Here is an 8,167-nt window from a genome sequence, read left to right as displayed (position 1 = left end):
ATCCTCCAGCGCCTCGGGCAGCCGGTTGTCGGCCATCGCGGTGTTCCTGCAGTACCCGTGGCAGGTGCTGCCACCCGAGATGCTCGCTCCGCTGGAAGAGGCTGCGCAGGCTGGTAATTCGAGCCTGTTCGTGGGCGGCATCGATCCCGGATTCGCCAACGATCTGCTGCCGCTGGCGTTGGCGGGCACCTGCCAGAGCATCCAGCAGATCCGCTGCATGGAGATTGTCGACTACGCCACCTACGACAGCGCCACGGTGATGTTCGACGTGATGGGCTTCGGCAAGCCGCTCGACGAGATCCCGATGCTGCTGCAGCCCGGCGTGCTGAGCCTGGCCTGGGGTTCGGTGGTGCGCCAATTGGCCGCCGGCCTGGGCCTCACGCTCGACGCCGTGACCGAAACCTACGTGCGCGAACCCGCCCCGGAAGACTTCGACATCGCCTCCGGACACATCGGTAAGGGCAGCGCGGCCGCGCTGCGGTTCGAGGTGCTGGGGATGGTCGACGGCGCGCCCGCGGTCGTCCTCGAACACGTCACCCGGTTGCGCGAGGACCTGTGCCCGGACTGGCCGCAGCCCGCCCAGCCCGGCGGCTCCTACCGCATCGAGATCACCGGCGAACCGTCCTATGCCCTGGACCTGTGCCTGTCCAGCCGCCACGGCGATCACAACCACGCCGGGCTGGTGGCCACCGCGATGCGGGTCGTCAACGCGATCCCCGCCGTGGTGGCGGCCGCACCGGGGATCCGCACCACCCTGGACCTGCCGCTGGTCACCGGGCGGGGGTTGTACCAGGGCGGCTGATCGAGCGCCCGGGGTCGATGAACTCCGAGATCAGGTGGAGCCCTCCCCCGAAGACGATCTGCGAGCGGATTCGGTTAACCTAACTTTCTTATTCGCATCGCCGGATAGAGAGAGGGCCCGTTGGCGCAGGACACCCAGGTGCCGGTGAAACCGAGCTGGTATCTGCTCGGGCCGGCGTTCGTCGCGGCCATCGCCTACGTCGACCCGGGGAATGTCGCGGCCAACGTCAGCGCCGGCGCGAAGTTCGGCTACCTGCTGGTGTGGGTCATCATTGCGGCCAATGTGATGGCCGGTTTGGTGCAGTATCTGTCGGCCAAGCTGGGACTGGTGACCGGGCGGTCGCTGCCCGAGACCGTCGGCGCCCACAGCCGCACCCCCACCCGGATCGCCTACTGGCTGCAGGCCGAATTGGTGGCGATGGCGACCGACCTGGCCGAGGTGGTCGGCGGCGCGATCGCCCTGCACCTGATCTTTCGCCTGCCGCTGCTGCTGGGCGGCCTGATCACCGGCCTGGTGTCGATGGCGCTGTTGGTGATCGGGGACCGGCGCGGCCCACGGATCTTCGAGCAGGTGACCAGCGGCCTACTGGCGATCATCGCGATCGGGTTCCTCGCCAGCCTGGTGGTGGCGCCGCCCCCGCCCACCGCCGTCGCCGAGGGGCTGCTGCCCCGCTTCGACGGCACCGAAAGCGTGCTGCTGGCCACCGCGATCCTGGGCGCCACGGTGATGCCGCATGCCGTGTACCTGCATTCCGGCCTGTCCCGCGACCGGCACGGCCAGCCCGAGCCCGGCCCGGTGCGTCGGCGGCTGTTGCGGGTGACCCGCTGGGATGTCGGGCTGGCGATGCTGGTGGCTGGCACGGTGAACCTGGCCATGCTGGTGGTGGCCGCGACCAACCTGCGCGGCCACGACACCAGCGGGTCCATTGAGGGGGCGCACACCGCGGTGGGGGATGCCCTGGGCCCGACGGTCGCGCTGTTCTTTGCGATCGGGCTACTGGCGTCCGGGCTAGCGTCGACGTCGGTGGGCGCCTACGCCGGAGCGATGATCATGCAGGGGTTGCTGCGGGTGACCGTCCCGCTGTTGTGGCGCCGGGTGGTCACCCTGGTCCCGGCCCTGGTGATCCTGGCCGTCGGCGTGGATCCCAGCCGCGCCCTGGTGATCTCCCAGGTGGTGCTGTCGTTCGGCATCCCGTTCGCGCTGGTGCCGCTGATCCGGCTGACCAGCGACCGCGCGCTGATGGGCGCCGACGCCAACCGGCCGCTGACCTCGGCACTCGGCTGGACCGTCACCGCGGTGATTAGTCTGCTTAACATGGTGCTGCTCTACCTCACGTTCGGCTAAATGCCGGCGGCTCGGCATACCTACTTCGCGTACGGGTCCAACCTGTGCGTGCAGCAGATGGCGCGGCGCTGCCCCGACGCGATCCAGCCGCGTCCGGCGACGCTGGCCGAGCACGACTGGCTGATCAACCAGCGCGGGGTCGCCACCGTCGAACCGTTCGCCGGCTCCCGCGTGCACGGGGTGGTGTGGCAGGTCTCCGATCACGACCTGGCGACCTTGGACAGCGCCGAGGGGGTGCCGGTGCGCTACCGGCGCGACCGGCTGACCGTGCACACCGCCGACGGGCCGGCACCGGCATGGGTGTACATCGACCATCGGGTGCATCCCGGCACGCCCCGACCGGGCTACCTGGAGCGCATCATCGACGGCGCGCTGCATCACGGGCTGCCCCAACCGTGGATCGACTTTCTGCGCCGCTGGGATCCCGCCCAGTGGCCTCGGCAGCGATGAGGAGGTAGTGGGTGGCCAGGGAGTTTCGCTTCGGTGTGGGCCTTCGCGGGGTGAAATCAGCGGCCGCGCTGCAGGACACCGCGCGCCGCCTAGAAGGTTTCGGCTTCGATGTGCTCAACGTCGCCGACCACCTCGGCGCTCCGGCGCCCTTCCCGCTGCTGGCCGTGGCCGCGGCGGCCACCACGACCATGCGGCTGGGCACCTATGTGCTCAACGCCTGCTTTTACAAGCCGGCGCTGCTGGCCCGGGATGTCGCCGAGGTGGATCTGCTCTCCGACGGCCGGCTGGAGGTCGGCCTGGGCGCCGGCTATGTCCGCGAGGAATTCGAGGCGGCCGAGTTGCCGTTCCCGAGCGCCGCGCGCCGCATCGAGTACCTCGAGCATGTGACGGCGTACCTGGGCACGCACCAGCCGAACCTGCCGATCCTGATCGCCGGTAACGGTGACCGGCTGCTGACGGTGGCCGCGCGGCACGCCGACATCGTCGGGTTGACCGGCGCCCGCGTCGCCGATGCGGATGATCCGCTGGCCGAACGCATTTCCTTCGTTCGCGGCGCCGCCGGCAACCGGTTCAGCGCGCTGGAACTCAACCTGGCGATCACCGCGGTGCCGACCGATAACTCCGGGATCCCCGACCTGTCGCTGACCCGCCGCTTCGCGCCGACGCTGTCGGATGCCGAGCTGCTGGGCATGCCGGCGGTGCTATCCGGCTCCGCCCGCGACATGGCCGATACGCTGCGCGGCTACCGGGACACCTACGGGTTGAGCTACTTCACGGTGCAGGCCAACCACGCCGAGGCGTTCGCGAAGGTCATCGCCGAGCTGCGCTGACCGGGGCTCAGCCCGCGGTCGGCGCCCCGGGCAACCGACGGTCGCCGTGGTTGTGCTGCTGCCAGAACCGGTAGACGTCGACCGCGTCGTCGCGCGGCTCGTGCCGCATCGGCAGCCGCCGCTGGTCCCAAGGTTTGGCGAACTCGTCGTAAAAGGTGTTGAGCTCGAAGTACTTTCGGTCGTCGACGTAGTGCGGTTCGTAGGCCTCGCGGGTGGTCAGGAAGACGACCTCGTCGGGCGAGCAGTAATACAGCGCGCCCAGGCACATCGGGCAGGGTGAGGCCAGCACATAGATGGTGGTTCCGGTCAGATGCTCGGTGCCCAGCTTGGTGCAGGCCGCGCGGATGGCCAGGATCTCCGCATGCGCCGTGGGGTCGTGGGTCTGGGCGACGCGGTTGGCGCTTTCGGCCAGAATCGCGCCGTCTTTGACGATGACGGTGGCGAACGGGCGTCCGCCCTCCTCGACGTTGCGGCGGGCGAGATCAATCGTGTGTTGCGCGATATCCATTGCGCTCCTTAGGGATTGACGGTGTTATCAGAAGGGTTCGGCGGGCAGGTACTTGCCGTCGAGGGTGATCACCGCTCGCTGGCCGCCCTGGGGATCGGGAACTTTGCGCACGTCGAGCCGGAAGTTGATCGCGCTGATGATGCCGTCCCCGAACTGTTCGTGGATCAGCGCTTTCAGGGTCGTGCCATAAACCTGCAGCATCTCGTAGAAGCGGTAGATCGTCGGATCGGTGGGCACCCCACCGGGAATCGAGCCGCGCAGCGGGATGGTCTGCAGCAGCGACGCCGCGTCGCCGCCCAGGCCGAGCAGCTCGGCGACGGCGGCGGCCGCCCGCGGCGGCAGCGGATGCTGACCGAGGACGGCCGCGGTGACGTAGCCGGTCGAATGGCCGGCGGTGTCGGCGATCTGCTGCCAGGTGAGGTCTTTGGCGATCTTGGCGTCGACGGCGGCGACGGCCAGCGCCTGGCGAGCGGCGGGATCGATGTGCGCGTGCGCCATGGTGTCTCGTTCCTCTCGAGTCGAGTCGCCGCCGGCGGATATCGCGGGCGGTGCGGCCGGATCGGCCTGACGAACTCCAGGGTGCGCCGGCAAGGGTCATAGAGTCCAATACTTAACTGACCTTGCCGCGATAGCTGCTATCTATACCGTGCGGTGCTCGGACGCGACGGTGTGTGCGACCTCCGTGAATGCCCGCGCGGCGGCCGAGTGGTAAGCGGAGCCACGCCGCAATAACTCCACGGTCCGGGTGGGTAGCGGCGGGCTCAGCGGCACCGGGCGCAGGTCGGCGTGTTCGCGGGTGATCGCGTCGGGGAGCACGGTGGCCAGCGATCCGCGCCGGACGAACTCCAGCAGCGCGCTGATCGAGTTGGCTTCGACCGCGATGGCCGGGGCGACCCGCCGGTCGGCGAAGTAGCCGTCGATGTGCAGCCGCGTGGCAAAGTCGCGGCTGAGCAGGCACAGCGGCTGGCGGGCCAGCTGGCGCACCGGCAGCGATCGCGGTGTCGCCGCTAACGGGTGCCCCGCGCCGACGACCAGGCTGAGCGTCTCGGTGAACAACACGGTGGGCTCGATGCCGGCGGTGTGTGGGCCCGCGAAGGCGACGCCGAGGTCAAGCCGGTCGGCCAGCAGATCGGCCTCGATCCGGTCTTGGGTCGTCTCTTCGACCGTGAGGGTGATGCCCGGGTAGGCGGCGCGGAACCGGTGCACCAGCGGCCCGATCAGATAGGCGGTGAAGGTCGGGGTCATCGCCACCCGCAGGTGCCCGCGCGAGAGGTCCTGCACGTCGTGCACCGCGCGCTCGGCGGCGTCGAGATCCCGCAGGGCGAGCCGGGCGTGCTGCGCGTAGGCCGCGCCGGCATCGGTCAGCCGAACCGTCCGCCCCGACCGGTCCAGCAACACCACCCCCACGGCGCGCTCGAGCTGCTTGAGCTGCTGGGAGAGCGTCGGCTGGGAGATGTGCAGCGACTCGGCGGCGCGGGTGAAGTTGCCGTGGTCGGCCACCGCGAGCAGATACCGGATGTGGCGCAGCTCCATCGAACAACTATAGACAGCACCGATTGCAATGGTGGGAACCATTCCTCCGTCGCTATCGTCAGCATCCGGACCCCGTCGCCGCGGCGTTCCTCGCGATGCAGGAGACTCGGTCCCCAGCGGGGGTGCTCAACCCCGACGTCCTGATCGACTCCCCTACAACATCAGCGAGGTAACCACCATGATCAGCAGCATCGACGGCCACACCCCCGACCTCGGCGCCGACACCTGGATCGCCCCCAACGCCACCGTGATCGGGCGGGTGCGGCTGGCCGAAAACGTCGGTGTCTTTTACGCGGCGGTGTTGCGCGGCGATGTGGAATCCATTGAGGTCGGTGCGGGAACGAACATTCAAGACGGCTGTGTGCTGCATGCCGACCCCGGCTTTCCGCTGACCGTCGGCTCCGGAGTGTCGGTGGGACACAACGCCGTGTTGCACGGCTGCACCATCGGCGACCATGTCCTGGTCGGGATGGGCGCCACCGTCCTCAACGGCGCCCGGGTCGGCGCCGGCTGCCTGATCGCCGCCAACGCGCTGATTCCCCAGGGCGCCGACATTCCGGCGGGATCGCTGGTCGCCGGCGTGCCCGGCAAGGTGCGTCGCGAACTGTCCGACGATGAGCGAGCCGGTATCGAATTCAATGCGCAGAGCTACCGGGCCCTCAAGGAACTCCACGCCCGAGCCGTGCCACTCCACGCCCGAGCCGTGCCCGCATAGCGCTGGGCCGCCGTCAGGCCGGCGTCAGCGGGAGGCGCAGCGCGCCGGGTGCGGTGTCCGGCACCGTTGGGTGCTGGGGCGGCACCGGCAGGATGCGTTGATAGGGCGCCCCGAGCGGCGGGCGGGGATCGGGGTCACCGTTGTTGGGCCAAAACGCCATGGCCCGTTCGGCTTGCGCGGTGATGGTGAACGACGGGTTGACGCCCAGGTTGGCGGTGATCGCCGAGCCGTCGAGGACGTGCAGACCGGGATGCCCGTAGAGCCGCTGGTAGGGGTCGATGACCCCGGTCTGCGGGGAATCCCCGATCGGGCAGCCGCCGATGAAGTGCGCGGTCAACGGGATGTTGAGCGCGTCGAGGTAGGTGCCGCCGGCGAACCCGCCGACCTTCTCGGCCATTCGCCGCGCGACCTCGTGGGCCATCGGGATCCAGTCCGGGTTCGGTTGCCCCACCCCTTGTTTGGCGGTCATCCGGGTGCCGAACAGGCCGCGCTTGCGGTAGGTGGTCAGCGAGTTGTCGAGGGATTGCATGACCAGCACGATGATCGAATGCTCCGAGGCGTGCCGCGGGAACAGGCCGCGCACGAGCAGCCCGGGGCGGCGCAGGATGGTCAGCACCAGCCGGGCGAACCGCCACGGCCCGCCGTCGATCAGGTGGGTTCCCATCATCGACAGCAGGTTGGATCCCTTGCCGTAGCGGCACACCTCGACATGGGTGTTGGTCTCGGGGTGGATCGACGAGGTGATCGCGATCCCCTGCGCGAAGTCGTCCCGGTCGGGCGCGAACACGACCGGCACCTCTTCGGAATTGGTGCGGGTCAACTCGCCGAGCCGGGGCGACAGCCGCGGCAGCGACCCGCTGTCACGCAGCTGGTGCAGCAGCCGCTGGGTGCCCAGCGACGCCGCGGCGAACACCACCTGGCGCGCGGTGAATTCCCGCCGCTGCTTGCGCAACCACCGGCCGGTGCGGACGGTGGCGACGGCATAGCCGTCGTCGAGCGGCCGCACGTCGGTGACCATGGTCAGCGGATGGATCTGCGCGCCCGCGTGTTCGGCGAGATACAGGTAGTTGGTTTCGGTGGTGTTCTTGGCGTTGTGCGGGCAGCCGGTGAAGCATTGCGCGCAGCCGATGCAGCCGGCCCGGTCCGGCCCGGCGCCGCCGAAGTACGGGTCGTCGACGGTCTTGCCGGGCTCGTCACCGAAGAACACCCCGACGTTGGTGGGGTGATAGGTGCCCTCGACGCCCAGGTCGCGGGCCACGTCCCGCAGCACCTCGTCGGCCGGGGTGGTGTGCGGGGTGGGGGTGACGCCCAGCATGCGTCGCGCCTGGTCGTAGTAGGGCTCGAGTTCGGCTTTCCAGTCGGTGATGTGCGCCCACTGTGGGTCGGTGTAGAACCGCTCCAGCGGCTCATACAGGGTGTTGCCGTAGATCAGCGAGCCGCCGCCGACCCCGACCGCGCTGGCGATGAACGTCTTGCCCAACACGGTTAGCCGTTGCGGCCCAAAGCAGCCCAGCTTCGGCGCCCACATGGCCTTGCGGACGTGCCAGTTGTTGGGCGGGAAGTCGGTGGGCCGCCACCGCCGGCCCATATCCAGCACGCCGACCCGGTAGCCCTTCTCCGTCAGCCGCAGCGCGGTGACGCTGCCGCCGAATCCCGATCCGATCACTACGACGTCGTAGTCGAACTTCATGTCTGGATCCTCACTGGGCGTCGTGCGTGCGTCTTCGAGGGGCGGGCCGGTCACGCCCGCACGCGATCGTGGTGAGAATAACTCGGCGTGCGGCGGCCGCACCGCCGTTCAGCGGCTGGCGTTTTCTACTCGTCCTGACCGAGATCGCGCAGCAATTCCGGAATGTCACGGCGCTGATGCAGGACACGCAACACATCGATGTGGTCGTTGCGCTCTACGTACAGGACCCCCAGGAAGCTGTCGACATGCCTATTCGGGCGCACGGCGGCGGGGGGGGGGGGGCGGGCGGGGGGGG

Annotated in this window: 8 protein-coding genes and 1 pseudogene; 5 read left to right on the top strand and 4 right to left on the bottom strand. The window is 69.3% G+C overall.

The window, feature by feature from the left end:
- The 4 genes and pseudogenes from BKN37_RS24260 to BKN37_RS24245 all read left to right on the top strand — a co-directional run.
- Positions 1–802, top strand: an 802-nt coding sequence (locus tag BKN37_RS24260) for an NAD(P)H-dependent amine dehydrogenase family protein (RefSeq protein ID WP_071029482.1), incomplete at its 5' end; no start/stop codon positions are given.
- A 120-nt stretch (positions 803–922) separates the two neighbouring features.
- Entirely contained in the window at positions 923–2,146 is a 1,224-nt protein-coding gene (locus tag BKN37_RS24255; protein WP_071029481.1) for an Nramp family divalent metal transporter, read from the top strand.
- Positions 2,147–2,584, top strand: a pseudogene (locus BKN37_RS24250) (gamma-glutamylcyclotransferase family protein); the annotation flags it as partial. It lies immediately after the preceding gene.
- Between the two features lie 23 nt (positions 2,585–2,607).
- On the top strand, positions 2,608–3,426 hold the full coding sequence (locus tag BKN37_RS24245; RefSeq protein WP_071029480.1) for a TIGR03621 family F420-dependent LLM class oxidoreductase: 819 nt from the start codon (positions 2,608–2,610) through the stop codon (positions 3,424–3,426).
- A gap of 7 nt (positions 3,427–3,433) precedes the next feature.
- Here the strand turns inward: BKN37_RS24245 and BKN37_RS24240 are convergent, their stop codons facing one another.
- The 3 genes from BKN37_RS24240 to cynR form a co-directional block, all read right to left on the bottom strand.
- A complete protein-coding gene (locus BKN37_RS24240; protein ID WP_071029479.1) occupies positions 3,434–3,934 on the bottom strand; it encodes a nucleoside deaminase in 501 nt (166 codons plus the stop codon).
- 27 nt (positions 3,935–3,961) lie between these two features.
- Positions 3,962–4,432, bottom strand: a complete 471-nt coding sequence (gene cynS, locus BKN37_RS24235) for a cyanase (protein ID WP_071029478.1) — start codon at positions 4,430–4,432, stop codon at positions 3,962–3,964.
- A gap of 141 nt (positions 4,433–4,573) precedes the next feature.
- Positions 4,574–5,467: a transcriptional regulator CynR gene (cynR, locus tag BKN37_RS24230; RefSeq protein WP_071029477.1), complete on the bottom strand. Its 894-nt coding sequence runs from the start codon at positions 5,465–5,467 to the stop codon at positions 4,574–4,576.
- 178 nt (positions 5,468–5,645) lie between these two features.
- Here cynR and BKN37_RS24225 point away from each other — a divergent pair, with 178 nt between their 5' ends.
- The gene (locus BKN37_RS24225; protein WP_071029476.1) at positions 5,646–6,182 is read left to right on the top strand and encodes a gamma carbonic anhydrase family protein; all 537 of its coding nucleotides are present in this window, start codon (positions 5,646–5,648) and stop codon (positions 6,180–6,182) included.
- A gap of 13 nt (positions 6,183–6,195) precedes the next feature.
- Here the strand turns inward: BKN37_RS24225 and BKN37_RS24220 are convergent, their stop codons facing one another.
- Entirely contained in the window at positions 6,196–7,872 is a 1,677-nt protein-coding gene (locus tag BKN37_RS24220) for a GMC oxidoreductase (RefSeq protein WP_071029475.1), read from the bottom strand.
- Positions 7,873–8,167 lie beyond the last annotated feature (295 nt).

It is taken from the genome of Mycobacterium talmoniae (genome assembly GCF_001854525.1).
In the GTDB taxonomy this organism is placed as follows: Bacteria; Actinomycetota; Actinomycetes; order Mycobacteriales; family Mycobacteriaceae; genus Mycobacterium; species Mycobacterium talmoniae.
The sequence above is the reverse complement of the archived record's forward strand: the minus strand, read 5'-3'. Positions and strand labels throughout refer to the sequence as shown.

What these genes read in the sequence shown, in the direction of transcription:
- cynS (WP_071029478.1), bottom strand. Translation starts at nt 4,432, where the DNA reads ATGGCGCACGCGCACATCGATCCCGCCGCTCGCCAGGCGCTGGCCGTC.
- BKN37_RS24220 (WP_071029475.1), bottom strand. Translation starts at nt 7,872, where the DNA reads ATGAAGTTCGACTACGACGTCGTAGTGATCGGATCGGGATTCGGCGGC.
- BKN37_RS24225 (WP_071029476.1), top strand. Translation starts at nt 5,646, where the DNA reads ATGATCAGCAGCATCGACGGCCACACCCCCGACCTCGGCGCCGACACC.
- cynR (WP_071029477.1), bottom strand. Translation starts at nt 5,467, where the DNA reads ATGGAGCTGCGCCACATCCGGTATCTGCTCGCGGTGGCCGACCACGGC.
- BKN37_RS24240 (WP_071029479.1), bottom strand. Translation starts at nt 3,934, where the DNA reads ATGGATATCGCGCAACACACGATTGATCTCGCCCGCCGCAACGTCGAG.